This is a genomic window from Roseibium sp. RP-7, from assembly GCF_053005225.1.
In genome coordinates this window covers 153,590-173,616 of sequence record NZ_JBRKQA010000002.1, presented here as the reverse complement: position 1 = coordinate 173,616, position 20,027 = coordinate 153,590, and the positions used below count along the sequence as shown (strand labels likewise).

The following is a 20,027-nucleotide window of genomic DNA, read 5'->3' as shown; positions in this document are numbered from 1 at the left end:
AAAAATAACAGGGTTTGAGACAGTCATTTGTCTTTCCTTGAACGGGCTTTCACCGAGAAGACTTGAAATTCCTGCAGAAACCAGCCACACCTAACAAAGGCGCAATAAGTGCGCTTTGCTGTTTGAAGGATTTCCCAACGGGCCGGACCCTCTGGAAGCGATGTGGGCGGCATATCGGATAGGATTGGAGTTACGCATATGACCGACGACACCAACGACGGTGCGCCGAAGAAGCCGGCGGCAAAAGCTGCCGCAAAGCCAACAACACGGCGCAAGACCACATCGCGTACGCCTGCTTCCAGAGCCGCATCGGCAAAGCCGGCAAGCTCCAAATCGACACCTGCCAAATCACCGTCTGCGAAGCCGGCTGCAGCCAAAGCTGCGCCCGCCAAACCGGCGGCTGCGAAATCGGCGTCTGCGAAACCGGCTGCTGCAAAAACTCCGGCCAAAACGGCCTCTGCAAAGCCTGCTGCTGCGAAACCCGCAACCAACAAGCCGTCCGCCTCCGCCACCAAGGCAGCTGACGCGAAAGCGCCCGCAAAGTCTGTGGCGGCCACAAAACCTTCGACAAGCAGGACACCGAAACCTGCTGCTGCAAAAACGCAGACCAAGACTGAGGCCAAGACTGCGGCCAAGCCGGCTGCCAAAAAAGCGGCTCTGGTGAAACCGGAAGCAGCGAATGCTTCTAAGGCGAAGACAGCCGCTCCTAAAGCTTCTGCACCGAAGGCGGCAGCTTCGAAGGCCGCTGAACCGAAAGCAGGTTCCACTGCATCAGCAGGCGCTGTTCACGGAACGATCACCGGTCCTCTTGTGATGATCGGTCTCGGTTCCATCGGCAAGGGAACGCTGCCGCTGATCGAGCGTCATTTCAAATTCGACAAGAGCCGGTTTACCGTCATCGACCCGGTTGATGGCGATGCCAAGCTGGTGACCGACCGGGGATACCGGTTCGAAAAAGTCGCCCTGACGCCTGAAAACTACAAGGACATACTGACGCCCTTGCTCACGGAGGGCGAGGGGCAGGGGTTTGTCGTTAATCTGTCTGTCGACACTTCATCGCTGGACCTGATGAAATTCTGCCGCAAGCTTGGCGTGCTCTATATCGACACGGTGGTCGAACCCTGGCCGGGGTTCTACTTCGACGACACCGCAACGGCAGCCGACCGGACCAACTATGCGCTGCGTGAGGCCGTACGACGCGAAAAGAAGAAACATCCTGGCGGCACTACGGCAGTTTCCTGCTGCGGTGCCAATCCCGGCATGGTCTCCTGGTTCGTGAAGAAGGCGCTGGTGGATATCGCGACCGATACCGGCGTCAAGTTCAAGGAACCGTCCAGCCAGAAGGGCTGGGCCAAGCTGATGAAAAAGGTGGGTGTCAAGGGCATCCATATTGCCGAGCGTGACACCCAGCGAGCCAAGGAACCGAAACCATTCGGCGAGTTCTGGAACACCTGGTCGGTGGAAGGTTTCCTTTCCGAAGGTTTCCAGCCTGCGGAACTCGGCTGGGGCACGCATGAAACCTGGAAGCCTGCGAACGCCAAGAAGCACAAGAAAGGCTGCAAGGCGGCGATCTATCTGGAACAGCCGGGCGCCAACACCCGTGTGCGGACCTGGTGCCCGACGCCAGGCGCGCAATATGGCTTCCTCGTCACGCACAATGAAGCGATCTCCATCGCCGACTACTTCTCCGTGAGCGACGGCAAGAAGGTCAGCTACCGCCCGACATGCCACTATGCCTATCATCCGGCGAACGTGGCCGTGCTCTCGCTGCATGAACTGTTCGGCTCCGCAGGAAAGGTTCAGGAGACGCTGCACGTTCTCGACGAAAGTGAACTGCAGGATGGCATCGATGAACTCGGCGTTCTGCTCTATGGTCACAAGAAAAACGCCTACTGGTATGGCTCCCAGCTGTCTGTCGAGGAAGCCCGGGACCTTGCGCCGTATCAGAACGCGACCGGTCTGCAGGTGACTTCGGCTGTTCTGGCCGGAATGGTCTGGGCGTTGGAGAACCCGGAAGCGGGCATCGTCGAGACGGACGAGATGGACTACAAGCGCTGCCTCGAAATCCAGCTGCCGTATCTTGGCCCGGTCAAAGGCTATTATACGGACTGGACTCCGCTGGAGGGGCGGCCTGGCTTCTACAAGGAAGATATCGACACCAAGGATCCCTGGCAGTTCCGTAACATTCTGGTGCGATAGCGAAAAAGGGCAACCTTTGGTGAATATAGCCGCCGGATAACTCCGGCGGCTTTTTTGTTGTTTGTTGAAATTCGGAAAGTCGCTGAACGCGAAAACTTTGTGATCTACATAACATTCTTGAAATAGATCTTGGCAGAATATACGTCATAGGGTGCAACCATTCGGCGAGGGCAAGTTGAAAGTCGATCAGGCAAGACTGAACGCTGCCATCCGGGGCCTTTATGAGGCCGCGGTTACGGCGGAGCTCTGGAAGCCGGCCATGGAAGAGGTGACTGACGCCCTCCAGGCAAAGAGTTGTCACTTCTTCTCCAACAACCTGACAGATGCGGGGGACGACCTTTTCGTCACGGTTCGCATGGATCCTGATTTTCACAAGGATTACATGGGCACTTACGCAGAGCTTGATGTCAGGTATCCGCGCATTCTGGAAGCTCCGGTCGGAAGAGTTCTGCACGGAGATCTCCTGTGGACCGACGAAGAGCGGATGGCCAGTCCCGTCTATCACGAGAACCTGCTGCCTTTCGAACTCTACGAGGTAACTGGCGCCCAGCTCGCCATGCCCGATCGCTTGAGCTGGCTTGGCTTTTCTCTCTATGAAGAGGAGCCTTGGGAAAAAGATCAGCTCGAGGCTCAGCAGCTGATCCTCGGCCATACCCGGCAGGCCTTGCGGATCCATCTGACACTGGCAGAAGCAAAAGCGAATACGGAAACGCTCGGCAATCTCCTGACGGCACGCGGGCAAGGGATAATCCTGGTGACCGCAGGGGGCAGGATCGTCTTCGCGAACGATCAGGCCGAAGCCTTGCAGCAAGAACAGGTTCTGAAAATGAGCAGCCGGGGTCTTGTCTTCCGGGACAGGGCCTTGAACCGGCGTCTTGCGCTTGCGCTGGATGCCCTTCACTTCCGTTCGAGCGTTCCTTCGGGCGAGACCGTTACGCTCACCGATACAACGGATCATCAGATCGGGGTCCGCTTCCTGCCCGTTCCCGGAGGGATCGGTGGTGGCGGCTCGATGCTGGCTGTCCTGTGTATTCCGCTCCACATGCAGCATGGGCCGGACCCATCGGAGATCAGGCAATTTGCCGGCTTGTTCCGCCTGACACCTTCCGAGGAGCTTGTGGTTGGCGCAATCGCGTCCGGGCAGGATCTGTCGCAACATTGCGTTGAGCGCGGCATCTCACTCGACACCGCAAGAAAACACCTGAAGAATACAATGGCCAAGGCCAACTGCCGCTCGCAGAAAGACCTTTTGCGGCTGGTCGAGCGGTTCTGCTTCTTCCGTCTTCGCTGACCTGCGAAGCTCTTGCCATCCGGAATGCCTGACAGATTTATACTGGATCCGTTGTCGCTGATCTTGCCGGACCCGGGCCGCCTTGCGTTGTTTCCCCCGGTTTCATGTCAAGACCGTTTGCGCCTGCTGTTCGGGCAGTGTCGCTGGTCACAGGAGGCCGGGAAGGGGATGAGCTAACAAGAGACGGTGACAGGGCTCGTGTCAGGTTCAAACGCTGGTGACAACGGTTGCCATCTACCCGAACCTGGCGGGCAGCCGACCGTGAAGGAACCGGGCGCAAAACGAACCCGGGCTGTTGAGACATAAAAAGGACAATGACAGTGCTGAATTCCATGGAAACGACTTCGCGAACCGATGCGCATCCCCTTGGACCGGAAAGCCGTCATGCCGGAACCACCAGGATCCTGCACTGGATGATTGCCGCTTTGGTTCTGGCGACATGGCCACTGGGTTACGTGATCAAGTTCGTGAAAAGCGATGTGTCCCTGGATTTCTACCTGCTGCACGAAAGTTTCGGCTTTCTGGTGCTCTGGCTGATGCTGGTTCGTGTCGGCAACAAGCTTGTTGCTCGAAAGCCGGCGGAAGAGGGCCCGGCTCTGGAACGACTGGCGGCCAGCGTCGTTCACGGGCTTCTCTATCTGTTTCTGATCGTCATGCCTGTGAGCGGGTTTCTGGCAACAAACGCCCACGGATTTCCGCTGAGCTGGTTCGGACTGGTTCCGGTCTGGAGCCCGATCGGCAAGTCGCCAGACATTGCGGGGACACTGTCGGCCATTCATTCCTGGAGTGCATGGGCGTTGCTGGCACTGTTTGCCCTTCACATTGGCGCGGTACTGTTCCACCACGTTCTGAGGCGTGACCGGACACTCTACCGGATCCTCTGAACCGAACAGCCAGTGCTGGGTAGCGCTCGCCGCTTCCTCCAGTGGCGAGCGTCAATCGATGAGCCGCACCACCTCCAGGGGCTCAACTCTGCCTTTTACCTGATGCTGGCCGATGGACCGGTACTCAACGGTGTTGCCAAGTCGCTTGGCGATCTCGCTGGAGACGAGGATCACTACATCGGAGCTGCCGTCGATCTCCTTGCCGAGGCTCTCCAGCCGGGAAGCGGCGTTTACCGTGTCGCCGATGACCGTGTAGTTGACCCGCTCCGGTGCACCGATATCGCCGACTACGAGCGGGCCCATGTGAAGGCCGATGCGAATACGCACAGGCGCTTCACCGCGGGCAACGCGTGCAATGTTGTCCGCCCGAATGGCACGGGCCATGCCGATTGCCGCACGGGCGGCAGGCTCTGCCGGATTTTCCAGCCGTTCCGGAGCGCCCCAGAATGCCATGACACTGTCGCCGATGTATTTGTCGATGGTGCCGCCTTCGTTTGTGATTTCGGCGCCGAGCAGGGACAGGTGATGATTGACGAAGGCAGCGGTTTCGGTTGCCGTCATGCCTTCGGAGGCGGAGGTGAAACCGGCAATGTCGGTGAACATAACCGCGACTTCTCGTTCTTCCGGCGGCGCATACGCCCGGCCTTCACGCAGGAGTTTCCTGACCAGTGTTTTGGGTACGTACCGGCTGAAAGCGGTCAGGCCGCTGACCATGGAATTGAAACCGTTGGCCAGGTCGTCCAGTTCGCGCACGAAGCTGCCTGGCAGGTGCTCGGCAGAGTCCAGCTCAAGATCCGCGACGGCCCTTGCCCCAAGCGCTGCCCGGCGGATCGGCTGGCCGATGCGGTGGGCAAGAAAGCCGGCGCCGATCAGCGACAGTCCGAGAAGGGCGATGCCGATCAGTATCGCATCGCTCAATTGCTCAAGCGGCTGCTCGAGAACCTCCGCCGGAAAATGGGCGCCGATTGAAATCGGCAACCCTGTCGGGCCGAGGTCCGGGCTTTGGAGGACGACAAACCGCTTGTTGCCAAGGGCATCATAGCCGGCACGCATTTCGTGTCCCTGGCGTATCCCATAGCCTGATGCATCGACTGTTTCGGTCGATTTGAGGGTTTGCAAAAAAGTGTCCGGGACGTTCTCGAGTTCAATCAGCGGACTTGTCGGCGACAGAAGGTTGAAGACCTCTGACAACGCAGGATGAGCAATCAGACCGTAGGTCTGCGGGTTGATCATGAACACCTGAACCAGGCCGGTGGAGATGTCGCTTGTGACTTCCGACAAGCGCTCCATGGACATGGCCATCAGGACGAGGCCTTCGTAATCACTGCCGTCAGGGCCGTCGGACAGGATCGGTTGAACGTGAGCGATATAGGTGTGCTGGCGCTGAGGATAAAAGGCCGGGCCAGACCAGAAGGGGGCTGTCTTGTCCCTTGAAGACGAGATCAGACCCGCAAGGGCATGCGTTTCGTCCGTCTTCGGCACGAATTGGGGTACAAGAATTCCGTCTGCTCGGCCCCGGTCGACCTGGATGAAATTGCCGTTCCTGTCGGCGACGATGACAAAGGAGACATGCTCCATGGCCGACAGCGCACCGAACATGTAGTCGGCGACTTCCTGAGGATGGCGCAACAGGATGCTGCCGGTGGAAAGCGCTGCCGCGGTAAAGGAGCTTGCTTCCTCGACGGCTTCTATCTGGGCGGAAAAGGCCTGCTCCAGGGAGTGCATGCCCGAGTTTATCAGCGAGCCGCCCAGGTTGCGCACGACCTTTTCGGACGTGGCCGCCTGAACGATCAGGACAAGCGCAGCGGTGATGAAGACAAAACCACCGATGACCGTCGTGAGCGTCGGCGTGATGTGAAGGCGCCTGTTAAAGGGCAAGTGCTTGGCCTGCGTACTGAATTTCGACGCAATACCCATACCCTGATAACGTGGCGAGGCAAAGCACGGGTGACCGGATGAAACCGTGAGGATTGCAACGGATGATCGGCTCGGAGCTAGCCACGCAGCCGAACGACCTCGACCGCTGCCGATTTCCCCTTGACCTTGTGCAGTCCGATGGCCTCCTGCTCGATGCTGCTGTCGAGACGCTTGGCGATCTCGCTGGAGACGAGAATCACAACATCGGCGTCGCCGTCGATCTCCTTGCCGAGGCTCTCCAGCCGGGAAGCGGCGTTTACCGTGTCGCCGATGACCGTGTAGTTGACCCGCTCCGGTGCGCCGATGTCGCCGACCACGAGCGGGCCCATGTGAAGGCCGATGCGAATACGAACAGGCGCTTCACCGCGGGCAACGCGTGCAATGTTGTCCTCCCGGATGGCACGGGCCATGCCGATTGCCGCACGGGCCGCAGGCTCTGCCGGATTTTCCAGCCTTTCCGGTGCGCCCCAGAATGCCATGACACTGTCGCCGATGTATTTGTCGATGGTGCCGCCTTCCTTTGTGATCTCGGCGCCGAGCAGGGACAGGTGATGATTGACGAAGGCAGCGGTTTCGGTTGCCGTCATGCCTTCGGAGGCCGAGGTGAAGCCGGCGATGTCGGTGAACAGCACTGCAACCTCCCTTTCTTCCGGCGGGGCATCCGCCCGGCCTTCGCTCAGAAGTTTCCTGACAAGTGTGCCCGGAACGTAGCGATTGAAGGCTTTCAAGCCGCCTAACATGGCATTGAAGCCCTTGGACAGGTCGTCCAGTTCCCGGATGATGCTGGAAGGCAGCGGGGCTACGGTCGAAAGGTTCAGGCCCGCCACTTCTCTTGCCGCGACCGAAGCACGTTGCACCGGTCTTGCAATCCGTCTCGCCAGCAAAACTGCGCCAAGCAGCGACAGCACGAGCAGTCCGCCACCAACAAGTAGCGCCATCAGCAGTTGTTTCAGCGGCTGGGAAAGGTACTCGGCCGGAAAGTGAACACCGATCCTGACCGGAAGGCCCAAAAGGTTTTCGTTCTTCTGTTCAAGGATCACGAACCGTTCGGCGCCGTCAGGGGCAGTGCCGGAATAGACAGCCAGTTTCTCGGAAATGTCGAAGGACTCATTCTTGACCCTCGGCATGTCCTTGAAGCCAGCCAGAAAGGCATCGGGCAAACGATCGACATTCAGAAGAGGCATTTCTGCTGTCAGGTCATCGAAGGATTTGTGAAGGTCGGGATGGGCGACGATTTCGTCTGATCCCTCTTTCATGAGAAAGACGGTTATGTCGTCTGTCGAAACGTGCCAGGTGATCTCGGACATTCTGTCGAGCGACATGCCGATCATCAGGCTGCCACGGTAGGTCTTGCCCTCATGCAGCGGGCGCACAAAGACGTAATAGGTGTGCTCGCGGTTCGGCATGTAGAACGGCTCGCTCCAGAAAGCACCAGACTGCTTTTTCGCGCGTTCCGCCAGCGGAGCCAGGATCGGAATATCCTTCGCCAGATTGACGTTGCCGCCCAGCAGCTTGCCGTCCGCATCGCCTCTGTCGACATCAACGCCTTCGCCATTTTCGTCTACCAGAACCAGAAAGGAGACCTGCTCCATCGGGGCGAGTGCACCGTAAAGGTAAGACAGGATGAGATCGGGGTCGTCGACCGGCAGTTCCTTGCGCTCATAGGTCAGTCGGGTGAATTCGGCAGTTTCGGTGATGGCATGAAGCTGCTCGACAAACGCCGTTTCGGCCGCATCCATGCCGATATCGACCAACTCACCGCCCATTCTCCTGACGACTTCCGAAGAAGTGACGGCCTGGATGAAGAGGATCGCAGCCGCGGTCACCAGCACGAAACTGCCGATGACGGAGGCAAGGGTCGGTGTGATGAAGAGTTTCCTGCGTGCTGGCACCGTGACGTCCCGATTGTGAGCTGTATTGTCGTAAGCCGATATCTCTTTCAAATTACGCTGCGCGTAGCAATCGGGGAACTGCACCGGAAACTTGAAACCTTTTTCAGATACAAAAAGACCCGCACGGCGAAACCGTGCGGGTCTTGGTTTTTCGCGCTTGGAAAAGCGTGCGTCAGGAAGTCTTTTCTGCCCGGTCGAACGTGTGACCGTAGTCCACGGCAATCTCGTAATCCGGATCTTCAAGGACCGAGACTTCGACAAGGTCGCCAGCCTTGGCCAGCAGCTTCTTGCAGTCCGGCGACAGGTGGCGCAGGTGCAGGCGCTTGCCAGCAGCAAGGTATTTCGAGGCGAGGGCGTCAATTGCTTCCAGGCCGGAATGATCGACCACGCGGCTGTCGATGAAGTCGACGACAACGTCCTCGGGATCGTTCAACGGATCGAAGAGATCGGCAAAGCCAGTGGTGGAGCCGAAGAACAGCGGGCCGGTCAGGCGATAGACCTTCCAGCCTTCCTTGCTGGTGCCGATGCGGGCACGGATTCGGCTGGCTGCATTCCAGGCGTAAGCAAGCGCGGAAATGATCACACCAACAACAACAGCGACCGCGAGATCCGAATAAACGGTGACGCAGGTGACAATGACCATCACAAGCGCGTCGATCGGCGGGATCTTGTGCATGATCTTCAGGCTGGTCCATGCGAAGGTGCCGATGACCACCATGAACATTACGCCGACCAGGGCTGCGACCGGGATCCGTTCGATCAAGGGCGAGGCGATGACGATGAAGGACAGCAGGAAAAGAGCTGCGGCAATGCCGGAAATCCGGGTACGTGCACCGGATTTCACGTTGATCATGGACTGGCCGATCATGGCGCAGCCACCCATGCCACCGAAAAAGCCGGTCACGACGTTTGCCGTGCCCTGTGCAAGGCATTCCTTGGACGCGCCGCCCTTGGTGCCCGTCAGGTCGGCCACGAGGTTCAACGTCAGCAGGGATTCAATTAGGCCGATGGCTGCCAGGATCACGGCATAAGGCAGGATGATCTGCAATGTGTCGAGCGTCAGCGGCACCATGGGAATGTGGAAATCCGGCAGGCCGCCGGCGATCGAGGCGAGATCGCCAACCGAGCGGGTGTCGAGGTTGAAGCCGAGCACGAGCGCGGAGACAACCAGAATGCCTGCAAGCGGCGCTGGGAAAGACGATGTGATCTTGGGCAGGAACCAGATAACAGCCATGGTGAGGGCGATCAGGCCGAGCATCAGATACAGCTGGGAGCCTTCCATCCATGTCAGTCCGCCAGCGCCATCTGGAACCTTGAACTGGCCAAGCTGTGCAAGGAAGATCACGATCGCAAGGCCGTTGACGAAACCAAGCATGACCGGATGGGGCACCATGCGGATGAACTTGCCCCACTTCAGCAAGCCCACCACGATCTGGATGAGGCCCATCAGCACGACGGTGGCGAAAAGGTATTCCACCCCGTGCTGGCTGACGAGGGAGACCATCACTACGGCCAGTGCGCCGGTCGCGCCGGAAATCATGCCGGGACGACCACCGATACAGGCCGTGATCAGACCGACAAAGAACGCCGCATAGAGACCTACCAGCGGATTTACGCCGGCAACAAAGGCAAAGGCCACGGCTTCGGGAACGAGCGCCAGGGCAACTGTAAGCCCGGCCAGAAGTTCGGTTTTGATGCGGGACGCATCCATTTTCAACGGTTGTTCAGGCGCAACGGCCTCCGCGCGTGCTGACACGGGCTGCTCCGGATATTTGGTGTGGTTTTTTAGGTCAGCGCCAATCCCTGCCCGGATTTCCACTTTTGACCTGGATCAAGTTGCCACCTTCTAATCGATTTTTTGCAACGCAGCAAGGCGGGCCAGGCAGGAGCAGCCATGCGTTGACCGGGGTTCTTCCTTGATAAAGGTTCGATGGTTGCCTGTTGAGCCAGTAAAGCGCGTGTATGACAGGAGTTTTCCGTTAAGGAAGAAGAATTGGTTCTTGCTGGATACAATTTACGATGTTGCAATAATACGAGCGATAATATTTGATGAAATTGGGTAACAACTTTAATTCTCTGATTATTTGGGGTTGTTGTTGTGTCAATTTCTCGTATCTGTTGCGTTGCTTTTTCCTTTTTGCTTGCGGTGTCAGCAGGTGCCGCACGCGCGGACGAGATGATCATGGCCACCGATGACTGGCCGCCCTTCCGGATTTCGGAGGGAGATACCTTCATCGGGCTGGATCTGGACCTGATGGACGAAGTTGCCAGGCGCACAGAAGCCGAGCTCCGGATTGCCAAGATGCCCTGGGGGCGGGCGCTCACCGAAATGCAAGGGGGCGGCGTCGATGTCATGACCGGGCTGGCTTTCCGTCCGGACCGGGCAGAATATATCGCCTATACCGATACGCCTTATTTCAGATGCACGACCGCCTTCTACACCATCAAGGGACAAGCCGATAAGATCCGGAGCTACGAAGACCTGGCGCCATACCAGGTCGGCTACGTGTTGCATTCGGCCTACTTCGAAAGGTTCGACAAGGACAGGTCTTTGGACAAGGTCGGCGTTGCGCAGGAGCAGATCCTGATCGACATGCTGATGAAGAGGCGTTTCGGTATCATGATCGGTACGGATTGCCAGGTGGATTACCTGATCAAACGCCAGGGGTTCGCCGACAAGATTGAAAAGGCGCCGTATAATCCGGGAAACTCGGTCGACCTGTATCTCGGTGTTTCCAAGAAATCGGGTTGGGCGGCAAAGCTTGATGAACTGAACCGTGTCATCAAGGAGCTAGTCGACGAAGGCTTCATCGACAAGATTGCAGAGGACTATTACGGCTCGCACTCCTGACGTTGCCAAATCTTTCGATCCTTGAAGTCTTTTCCTGACTGGCAGATGGAGAGGCGTGTAAGCGCACGTTATTGGTTATTCTCAATAGATTGTACAACCGCATTGCAATCAGCTTGGAAAGTCTGCAAATTGTCCCGTAGGGTTATTGCTCTAGATACCGGACTGCGGAGGACGTGACCGCAGTCAAACGGCTTGTTGTGAACGAAATTGTCGTGCAGGCAGCTTAAGGAGGGCGGAATGCATCGGCTCATGTTTTGCGCCATGCTGAGCGTTCTTCTTCTGATGTCCAGCGCCCGGGCACAGGACGTTCTCAAGCTGTCCGGTTTTGAAGCTCCAAACCTGACCCCCGTTGCCGAGAGTATTCTAAGTCAGGCCTATGGGGAGTTAGGCATCCGCATCCAGACGATTATCACCAGCCCTCGCAGGGCACTGCTGGATTCAGCTTCCGGCAAGACCGACGGTGAACTGGTGCGGATCCGGACCATCGAAGCCGATCACAGCAGCCTGTTGCGTGTCGATGTTCCGATTATCCTGGCTCGGACCTTCGCCTATGCGAACAAGCCTCAGCTTCGCGGCAAGTCCTTCAAGCAGCTCCGGCATTTGCGGGTTGGTCATGTGGCGGGCGCACGGTTCGCCGCTGAACTGGCAGATGGGTTTGCCGAAGTATGGACCGCAGATACGCCCGAACAATTGTTCGAGATGCTCCAGCGAGACCGGATCGACCTTGTCATTGCCGGGGAGGGCACGGGGCGGCGCATTATCCGCGACCGGAAACTGGTGGGTGTCTTCCCGTTGCGACCGTCTTTGCAGGAGGTCGCATTCTATCATTATCTGCATGAAAAACATGCGGATCTGGTGCCCAGGATCGAAGCAGTTCTGAAAAGAATGCTGGCTGTGCCAGTGGGTGAGGAAACCGACGGTGTCGGTGAAACGGCACCGGAGAAAGATGGACACGTTCTGCACAAGACCGGCTTGAGCTGAAGGTTTTACGCAGGCTGCACGGCCGACGAGACGCTGCGAGGAACACTATGTGCACGAAGAGGCTCATATGTCTGCTGGCCGGGTTCCTTCTGGCTACTGCCGCTTCCGCTGGCGAGAGAATTGTGCTGTCCGGGTTTGAGGCTCCCGGTTTGACCCCGGTGGCGGTCGGTTATCTGCAGAAAGCCTATTCGAGCCTTGGGATCGAACTGGAGATTGTCGAAAACACGCCAAGCCGGGCACTGGTGGAATCCACCTCCGGCAAAACCGATGGCGAAGTGATCCGGATCGGCTCTGTGGGGGACCGTTATCCCACCCTCGTCAGGTTGGATGTGCCGCTGCTTTCTGTTGTGGCCTACGGTTACACCAACCGCGCAGACCTGAAGGACAAATCCCTGGAGGATCTTAAATCCCTGCGGGCAGGGCATGTGCGCGGGGCTGTCTTTGGCGAAATGGCGGCCAGCGGGTTTGCTGAGGTATGGTCGGCTGAAGAACCGGAGCAGCTGTTTCTCATGCTGAAACAGAAGCGACTCGATCTGGTTTTCGTCCGCGAGTTGAGGGCGAAGGAGATGATAGAGAGGTTCGGTCTTGAGGATGCTTATTCTCTCCCGTCCAGCCGCAAGGAATATGCCTTCTATCATTACCTTCACGAGCGGCACCGGGATCTGGTGCCTCGGGTGGAGGAGGCCTTGCGCGCCGTCCTGGGTGAGAAGGACAAGGATACCGGGGATGGCCCGAGTTAGGCGGGCCAATCCGCTGATCCGGATTACTGCCCGCCGGATGTACGGTTAGCTGCCGGTTGCTGGGCCTGGCCCAGGCTTGCACCGAGAAGGGCGGCCGCACCGGCAAAGCCGCTGTCTCCACCGACAACTGTATTGGGAACAAGCTTGCCGACGAGGCCGACCAGCTCCGGTTTGCGTTCCAGCGAGGTCAGCAGTTTCTCCAGCGCCTGCAGCAGGGCTACGCGGTCCTGGCCGAGAACGTCGACCTGCGCTCTCTGGCCTCGGGCAAGTTCCTCCAGATACTGGCGCTCGGCGCGGCCGAGGGCCGCGCGTTCCTGTTCGCGCTGATTAGCTACCTGCACAGCTATCTGGGCTTCCACGAGACGGGGCTGTTCGTCCGCCGTGGAACGCGCCTGTTCCGTTTCGATGCGTTTTTGCTGCGCATCCGTTTCGCGTTCGTAGGCGGTGGATAGCTGATCGGCCAATTGCACGCGCAGGCGGGAGACCAGCAGTTCCGGCGGGATGGCCGGTTCGCCCAGACGGATCTCGCGAATGTCGACGCCGGCCTTGTTGCCTTCGATCTTGATCTGCTGCTCGATGGTCTGTTCCAGGGCATCGCGGTTTTCGATGAGATCCAGAACCTTGGTTGGGCGCACGGTGTAGGTCGCAGGCTGCACCGGCGTCCCGTCGGCATTCTTGTCCTGCACGCGGATCGAGGCACCGGCGACGTTCCTCACGATCGAGCGGATGGCCGGTGTCAGGATGCGGTTTTCAATCTCCTCCAGTCCGCCGACGGAGCCGACGACCACGGGTGCATTGTCAGGGTCGACCTGGACGAGGGCGCGCAGTTCCAGGGGAATGTCCCAGCCTTCCACCTTCACGTAGACCGCCCGGTCGGCAGCGTCGCTGGGGATCTGTTCCTGCACGGACCGTTCGTTCTGCTGGATATTGCCCTGTTGATCGACCGAGAGATCGATGATGCGTTTTACGTAGCCGCCCTTGTATTCCCAGGTCTGGACGCGGGTATCGACCAGTGTCACTTCATAGGCCTGCCGGTTGAGGTAATAGGCCCCGGGGAAGAGCGGGTCCTTCCAGATGCCGACGCAGCCCCTGGGTACCAGGGGAACGGTAAGCGCCTCGCGGGAAACAGAGGAGGCAGAGACTTCTTCCTCGATGCAATTGATGCCGGGCTGACTGACATTGGACTTGACCACACCCACGTGCCCGGCGGGGATAATCGTCGCGTTGGTATTCTCATCGAGGCGAATGTCGAAGAGATACCGGTTCAGACGGTATTGCCCGGGTTTCAGCACCGTTTCCTGCGGTCCGCGCAAACCGCCCTTTGTCAGGAAGCTGTCGGCCTTCAGCATGTCGCCGACATCCGCATCTGCAATTGCCGGTGCCATGAACATGCCGGAGGGCATGGCGTCGCCGTCGAGTGCGGTCAACTGGCCATAATAGCCTTCGGGAATGGTGACGACGTCCCATTCCTCGAAATCGTAGAGCACCCGGACAAGCGGAATGAAATGAAAGCCGGGCCCGAGGATCTGGGCCTGCGGGCCTTTTTCGCCGTCCAGGGCAATGATGCGGCCCTCGGGTAACTCCTCGAACGCATAGATCCTCTTCAGGTGACCAACACTGTTGGCGTCCACCAAGATGAAGGAAGAGGACAGGAGCATGAAGCCGCCGATCAGCACCAGAATGATGCCCATGAACCGGCTCGAAAAAATTTGAACCAGCCTGTGACCGCCGGCGGGAACTCCGGCTCGTCGAAGAATGATGCTGGCTCCCAGAAGGATTGCCACAATTCCAATAATCACGCCGAGCATCACGCTTCCTCCGCCAAGGTTCCGATGCGGAACCTATCTGACTGCGGGTGATGGACTGAGTCAACGACACTCATGTGACACGTGGTGGTCGAACTGCGCCTGGGCCTCGTTCAAATGAAAAAGCTCGACGGCAAACGCGGGTAGGATTAGAACCGGCGAAAAGACGCTCGGGAGGAACCATGAAGCCGACCAATCCGGTCTTCACCGGCATTGCCACCACCGTGTTCGAGACCATGTCGCGCTTGGCAATGGCGCATGGGGCCGTGAACCTCGGACAGGGATTTCCAGATGTCGACGGGCCGGTGGATATCCGGCAGGCGGCGGCTGATGCGTTGTTGCAGGGGCCGAACCAATATCCGCCCATGCTGGGAATACCGGACCTTCGCCAGGCCGTTGCCGAGGCCAATCGCCGTTTCTACGGTCTCGAGGTCGATCCGCAAACCGAAGTGATGGTGACTTCCGGTGCGACCGAGGCGTTGGCGGATTGCATTTTCGCTCTGGTATCCCCGGGTGACGAGGTCGTGCTGATCGAACCGCTCTACGATTGCTACCTGCCGCTGGTGAAGCAGGCCGGCGGCATTCCCGTGCGCGTCCGGGTGACCCCGCCCAACTGGTCGCTGGATGCTGAAGCTCTCAAGGCAGCCTTCTCCGACAAGACCAAGGCAGTTCTCATCAACAACCCGATGAACCCGACGGCCAAGGTGTTTTCAGACGAAGAGCTTGAGTTGGTCGCCTCTCTCTGCCGCCAGTATGATGCCTATGCGATCTGTGACGAAGTCTACGAGCACCTCGTCTTTGACGGTCATAGGCACACACCGCTGATGACGCTGGACGGCATGCGCGAGCGCACGGTGCGGATCGGCTCCGCGGGCAAGACCTTCTCGCTCACCGGGTGGAAGGTCGGCTATGTCACCGGGCATGCCGCGCTCATGGATCCGATTGCCAAGGCGCACCAGTGGGTGACCTTCACGACACCGCCACATCTGCAAAAGGCTGTTGCCTATGGCCTGCGCAAGGACGACAGCTACTACGATGGCCTGTCGCAAGACCTTGCCGCAAAGCGCGACCGCATGGCGGCAGGCCTTGCCGCCCTCGGCTTTTCCGTTCTGCCTTGCAATGCAACCTACTTCCTGACTTGCGGGTTCGAAGGGCTGGGGCTTGGACGGACCGACGTCGAGGCGTGTGAAACCCTGGTCACGGACGCCGGTGTTGCGGCAGTTCCCGTGTCTGCCTTTTATGGATCGGATGCGCCTGAAGGCTACATTCGCTTCTGCTTCTGCAAGCAGGATGCCGTGATCGACGAAGCGCTCGCGCGTCTTTCCGCATTTTTGACTGCGGCCCGGGCCGAATCCGCTTAGCCTGATAGTGTGAAACCTTGGAAATGAGAAACTTCATGGACAATCCGGCTCTGGTCGACGTCACCCGCGGCACCGTGATCGAAAGCCTGCATCGGGGCAGCATTGCCATCGTCGATAGCGCCGGAAAGCTGGTTTTCGGTATCGGCAATGTGGAAGCCCGGGTGTTTCCGCGCTCCGCCATCAAGGCACTTCAGGCATTGCCCCTGGTTGAATCGGGAGCGGCAGAAGCGCTCGACTATTCAGATGCCGAACTGGCACTCGCCTGTGCGTCTCACAACGGCGAGGAAGTTCACGCCAATTCGGCAAGGGTCATGCTGATGAAGGCAGGCCTTGCCGAAGACAATCTCGAGTGCGGCCCGCAGTGGCCCCAGCGGATGGAAGACGCAGCCAAACTTATCCTGGCTGATGAATCGCCCTGCGGCCTGCACAACAACTGCTCAGGCAAACATGCCGGTTTCCTTGGCCTGGCCAAGGTTATGGGTGTCGAGACACGCGGCTATGTAAACGCGGAACACCCTGTGCAGCGTGAAGTTCGCAACGTGATGGAGCAGATGACCGGTGACACTCTGTCCGAGGATGTCTGCGGAACAGACGGCTGTTCAATCCCGACCTACGCTTCACCTTTGCGCAGCTTCGCGCGCGCCTTTGCCGCCTTCGGAACGGGTGAAGGGCTGGAGCCGCTTCGGGCCGAGGCTGCCGAACGGCTGTTTGATGCCTGCATCAACGAACCTTACATGGTTGCCGGGACAGGCCGTTTCTGCACCAGGGTGATGGAAGCTTTCCGTGGCCGAGTGTTCGTCAAGACCGGAGCCGAAGGTGTCTTCTGTGCTTCCATTCCCGAGCTTGGTTTCGGTGTCGCGCTGAAATGCGACGACGGAGCAACCCGGGCGTCCGAAGTGATGATGGCAACCGTTCTGGAAGCGATGCTGGAGCTGAACGATGATGAGGCAGCTCTGCTTGACGGACTGGTGAATCCGCCGATCCTGACCCGGGTCGGTATCCAGGCCGGACACATCAAGCCGCGCGAAGAGTTCCTGACCGAGTTGAAAGCAGCGCTGCCTTAACAAGCCGGCGCACTCTCAGGCTTCATTCCTGGCTCTCACCTGTTTCCGTCTGGTTTCAGATGCCGCTTTTTCGGCTCTTGAGGCAGAGGAGTGTGACGAGCGCTTATGGGCTGGCTCAAAGATCTTTTTTCATCAGCACCTTGTTGCCGTTTCTTTCCAATTCACTCCAGCCCAGGTGCGCGTAAAGAGCAACGTTCTCAGGCATGGCGACATGGGTTGCCAGATGTATCTCGGTGGCTCCGCTCTCACTGGCGAGGACCTCTACGGCTTCCATCAACAGACGTCCGATGCCCATGCCCCTGCTATCCGGATCGACGGCTATGTTCATGAGATGAGCACTTTGGCCGTGGAGACCCAGGATTGCGCAGCCGACGATACGGCCATCCGTTTCGGCAACGAAGACCTGATTTTGCCCGATGTCTTCCTCCAGGCCGGAAGAGACGTCCGGCAGGTCTGGCAAGGTTGATTTTACCAGTGCATAGGCCCTGTCGATGCATGTTTTCAGGGCCGGGACGTCTTGCAATTTGGCCATGCGGATGGCTGGTTGAGCGCTTGGTTCTGTCACAGGAGTTGTCTCATGGCACATCGTCCCGATTTGTCTTTCCGTTTCACCCACGCGATCACGCGCACGCCCGCCGACAGCGTGGCCGACGGCATCCGTGCGGTGGACACGGGCAACCCGAGTGGCGAAAAATTCAGGGCAGAACATGAGCGTTATGTCTCGGCCTTGCAAGAAGCCGGCTTGACGGTTGACGTTCTGCCGCAGCTTGAAACCTACCCGGACAGTTGTTTTGTCGAGGATCCTGCCTTCTGCCTTCCTGATGGCGCCATCCAGCTTCGGCCGGGCACGGCCAGCCGGGAAGGCGAAGGCGCGGAGATCCGTGCGGCGCTGGAAAGCCGGTTCGGCAAGGTTGTCGACCTGCCGGGGAACGGTCATGTCGACGGCGGCGATGTCCTGATGCTCGACGACGTCATCCTGATCGGCCTGTCCGCCCGCACCGACCGGGAGGGCGCTGATGCCTTTGCCGGATTGCTGGGCGAGTGGGGGTACAAGGCCGAAGTCTGCGAGACGCCCGATGGCGTGCTGCATTTCAAGACGGCCTGTTCCACCCTTGGCGATGGCGTCATCCTGGCGACCAAGGTCATGGCAGACAGCGGCTTTTTCGGTGACCGGGAAATTGTGGTCGTTCCGGAAGGGGAAGACTACGCCGCCAACGTCATCCGTGTGAATGATGTCGTCATGGTACCGGAAGGCTACCCGAAGACATTGGCAGCCATCGAGGCGGCCGGTTTCACGACCGTTGTCCTGCCGACCCACGAAGCCCGCAAGGTCGATGGTGGCCTGTCGTGCCTGTCACTGCGCTTTGCCCTGGACTGATCTCTCTGGAGCTCTCCAGTTCTGACAGCGGTTCGTCTTGGGCCTGGGAACGCGCGTAAATGCGTTCTCGGGATGAGTTCATTGAGAAGTATCAGGCTTTCGAACTCCATTGTCACGACACGGGTTGGCCATGGCATCCATTCCGTTTCCGCTCGTAAGGTTTTAACCTGAGTTGTGGAGAGAGCGGTCTACAGGATGTCTCAGAGGATGAGCGCGTTTGTGCCGGGCGGTCGGGTCAGTCAGGCGGCTATCTGGTTGCCGTGAACGGTGAGATTGTCGAATTCCGAAACATTGTTCAGTTCACCGGTCGCTTTTTCGAGCCAGCGGTAACCGTTGATCGCGCCCTGTTGCGAACCTTGGACGATGTTGTTGGTGATGACGGCAGCGCCCGCGCCATCAACCACGGTGACAGCAATGCCCGTGCCGCAGTCCCGAACAACGTTCTGGGAGGCTGCGATGTTGCGCATATAGGGGCCCCAGCCGAGCATCAGGCCGAATTTCGGTGCGCCCTCCACCACATTGCCGGTCAATGTCGTATCCGCTTCAACGGCAATGCCGATGCCGAAGCCGGCCACTTCCGGCGGGTAGGGGCCTTCCTTCTTGATGTTGCGGATCAGGTTGCCGGAGCAGACCGCCATACGGCCGCCATCCATGAAGTTGGCGATGGATATGCCGATCGTGCCGCCGTCAACGATATTGTTGGCAATGACCGCTCCCTGGAAACCGAACTCGGAATAGATCGCCGTTTCTCCGGAGCGCAGGCAGGAATTACCGATGATCTGGACGTTGGAACCTGCATTGGAGCGGATTGCGGAGAAGGCGCAATCCGCCACGCGGTTGTTGGAAACCATGACGCCATGAGCGCGGAAAACATTGATGCCGTTGCCGAACTGGCCGGTGCCGCCGTAGCGGGCGCCGATACGTTCCACCCGGTTGCCGGAAACGATGGTTCCGTCCTCGCCTTCGCGCCAGCGGTGCACCCAGATGCCGCCGTTGGCGCAGTCGGTTACCGTGTTGCCGGTGATGGCAAGGCCGTTTGCCTCGTTCGAGCGCAGTCCCGCTTCCGCAGCACCGGAGATCCGGCAATTTTCGACCCGGCCTGAACAGCGGTCCAGCAACAGTCCCATCTTGGAAGAACCGGTGATCTCGCAATTGTCCAGCGTGACGTTCTTGACGTTGATGAAATGCAGCAGGCCCTCGGTGAAATCGCCGATGGATCGATTGGCGCCATCGAAGGTAATCCCGGTCAGACCGACATTGGCAACATCCTCGGCACGGATCAACTGACCGCCGCCGCCCTGGTAGACGAGCCGTGTTCTGCCGGGAACCCCGACAATCAATGTGCCAGAGGGAAGACGCAGATTGGCGACCGGATAGGTGCCGGCAGGCAGGAACAGCGCGCGACCACGCTCAACGGCACGATTGACGGCATTCTGGAATTGAGCGGTCTGGTCATCTGCCGCGTTGGGCAGAAGGCCAAGATCCTCTGAGTCGATAGAACCGCGCAGGTCGGCAACCTTCATCTGGGCCGTGGCGACTGTCCCGGAAAGACACAATGCTGTCCCGGCAAGAAACGCGCGTCGGTTCAGTTTTGAAAGATTACGTGTCATCGATCCGGCCAATTGCTTTCCGACGTCCCGGATTGGGATGCGTCTCAAGTGTCT

17 protein-coding genes are annotated in these 20,027 nt (G+C 58.8%); 9 read left to right on the top strand and 8 right to left on the bottom strand.

The window, feature by feature from the left end; all coding sequences use genetic code 11:
• Positions 1 to 23: 23 nt before the first annotated feature.
• Positions 24 to 767 carry a hypothetical protein gene (locus ACVDG9_RS15435; RefSeq protein WP_447238392.1) on the bottom strand — a complete coding sequence of 248 codons (744 nt, stop codon included), beginning with the start codon at positions 765 to 767 and terminating at the stop codon, positions 24 to 26.
• A gap of 46 nt (positions 768 to 813) precedes the next feature.
• Here ACVDG9_RS15435 and ACVDG9_RS15430 point away from each other — a divergent pair, with 46 nt between their 5' ends.
• The 3 genes from ACVDG9_RS15430 to ACVDG9_RS15420 all read left to right on the top strand — a co-directional run bounded on the left by ACVDG9_RS15430 (position 814) and on the right by ACVDG9_RS15420 (position 4,374).
• Positions 814 to 2,199, top strand: coding sequence for a homospermidine synthase (locus ACVDG9_RS15430; protein WP_023000941.1), 1,386 nt, complete (start codon positions 814 to 816; stop codon positions 2,197 to 2,199).
• Between the two features lie 175 nt (positions 2,200 to 2,374).
• Positions 2,375 to 3,490: a helix-turn-helix transcriptional regulator gene (locus ACVDG9_RS15425; protein ID WP_447238391.1), complete on the top strand. Its 1,116-nt coding sequence runs from the start codon at positions 2,375 to 2,377 to the stop codon at positions 3,488 to 3,490.
• 314 nt (positions 3,491 to 3,804) lie between these two features.
• Positions 3,805 to 4,374: a cytochrome b gene (locus ACVDG9_RS15420; RefSeq protein ID WP_023000943.1), complete on the top strand. Its 570-nt coding sequence runs from the start codon at positions 3,805 to 3,807 to the stop codon at positions 4,372 to 4,374.
• Between the two features lie 51 nt (positions 4,375 to 4,425).
• Here ACVDG9_RS15420 and ACVDG9_RS15415 read toward each other — a convergent pair whose 3' ends face one another.
• The 4 genes from ACVDG9_RS15415 to ACVDG9_RS15400 form a co-directional block, all read right to left on the bottom strand.
• On the bottom strand, positions 4,426 to 6,252 hold the full coding sequence (locus ACVDG9_RS15415; protein ID WP_447238390.1) for an adenylate/guanylate cyclase domain-containing protein: 1,827 nt from the start codon (positions 6,250 to 6,252) through the stop codon (positions 4,426 to 4,428).
• 116 nt (positions 6,253 to 6,368) lie between these two features.
• A complete protein-coding gene (locus ACVDG9_RS15410; RefSeq protein WP_447238389.1) occupies positions 6,369 to 8,183 on the bottom strand; it encodes an adenylate/guanylate cyclase domain-containing protein in 1,815 nt (604 codons plus the stop codon).
• Positions 8,184 to 8,355: 172 nt separating this feature from the next.
• Positions 8,356 to 9,894, bottom strand: coding sequence for a SulP family inorganic anion transporter (locus tag ACVDG9_RS15405; protein WP_055656639.1), 1,539 nt, complete (start codon positions 9,892 to 9,894; stop codon positions 8,356 to 8,358).
• A gap of 74 nt (positions 9,895 to 9,968) precedes the next feature.
• Positions 9,969 to 10,373 carry a hypothetical protein gene (locus ACVDG9_RS15400; protein ID WP_447238388.1) on the bottom strand — a complete coding sequence of 135 codons (405 nt, stop codon included), beginning with the start codon at positions 10,371 to 10,373 and terminating at the stop codon, positions 9,969 to 9,971.
• Here ACVDG9_RS15400 and ACVDG9_RS15395 point away from each other — a divergent pair.
• From ACVDG9_RS15395 to ACVDG9_RS15385, 3 genes are all read left to right on the top strand, one after another.
• Positions 10,366 to 11,034, top strand: a complete 669-nt coding sequence (locus tag ACVDG9_RS15395; protein ID WP_447238387.1) for a substrate-binding periplasmic protein — start codon at positions 10,366 to 10,368, stop codon at positions 11,032 to 11,034. The two genes, ACVDG9_RS15400 and ACVDG9_RS15395, sit on opposite strands and share 8 nt — an antisense overlap.
• A 237-nt stretch (positions 11,035 to 11,271) precedes the next feature.
• Complete coding sequence (locus ACVDG9_RS15390; protein WP_447238386.1) at positions 11,272 to 12,015, top strand: substrate-binding periplasmic protein; 744 nt, start codon at positions 11,272 to 11,274, stop codon at positions 12,013 to 12,015.
• A 47-nt stretch (positions 12,016 to 12,062) separates the two neighbouring features.
• Entirely contained in the window at positions 12,063 to 12,755 is a 693-nt protein-coding gene (locus ACVDG9_RS15385) for a transporter substrate-binding domain-containing protein (RefSeq protein WP_447238385.1), read from the top strand.
• 23 nt (positions 12,756 to 12,778) lie between these two features.
• On the opposite strand, the gene ACVDG9_RS15380 is transcribed toward ACVDG9_RS15385, so the two are convergent.
• Positions 12,779 to 14,563 carry a hypothetical protein gene (locus ACVDG9_RS15380; protein ID WP_447238384.1) on the bottom strand — a complete coding sequence of 595 codons (1,785 nt, stop codon included), beginning with the start codon at positions 14,561 to 14,563 and terminating at the stop codon, positions 12,779 to 12,781.
• A gap of 179 nt (positions 14,564 to 14,742) precedes the next feature.
• Here ACVDG9_RS15380 and ACVDG9_RS15375 point away from each other — a divergent pair, with 179 nt between their 5' ends.
• Positions 14,743 to 15,921 (top strand): aminotransferase, encoded by a 1,179-nt coding sequence (locus ACVDG9_RS15375; RefSeq protein ID WP_447238383.1) that lies wholly within the window; start codon positions 14,743 to 14,745, stop codon positions 15,919 to 15,921.
• 35 nt (positions 15,922 to 15,956) lie between these two features.
• A complete protein-coding gene (locus ACVDG9_RS15370) occupies positions 15,957 to 16,985 on the top strand; it encodes an asparaginase (RefSeq protein ID WP_062488426.1) in 1,029 nt (342 codons plus the stop codon).
• A gap of 115 nt (positions 16,986 to 17,100) precedes the next feature.
• On the opposite strand, the gene ACVDG9_RS15365 is transcribed toward ACVDG9_RS15370, so the two are convergent.
• On the bottom strand, positions 17,101 to 17,517 hold the full coding sequence (locus ACVDG9_RS15365) for a GNAT family N-acetyltransferase (protein WP_447238382.1): 417 nt from the start codon (positions 17,515 to 17,517) through the stop codon (positions 17,101 to 17,103).
• A 45-nt stretch (positions 17,518 to 17,562) separates the two neighbouring features.
• On the opposite strand from ACVDG9_RS15365, the gene ACVDG9_RS15360 reads away from it, so the two are divergent.
• Positions 17,563 to 18,363, top strand: a complete 801-nt coding sequence (locus ACVDG9_RS15360; protein WP_447238381.1) for a dimethylarginine dimethylaminohydrolase family protein — start codon at positions 17,563 to 17,565, stop codon at positions 18,361 to 18,363.
• A gap of 239 nt (positions 18,364 to 18,602) precedes the next feature.
• Here ACVDG9_RS15360 and ACVDG9_RS15355 read toward each other — a convergent pair whose 3' ends face one another.
• Complete coding sequence (locus ACVDG9_RS15355) at positions 18,603 to 19,973, bottom strand: TIGR03808 family TAT-translocated repetitive protein (protein WP_031269278.1); 1,371 nt, start codon at positions 19,971 to 19,973, stop codon at positions 18,603 to 18,605.
• Positions 19,974 to 20,027 lie beyond the last annotated feature (54 nt).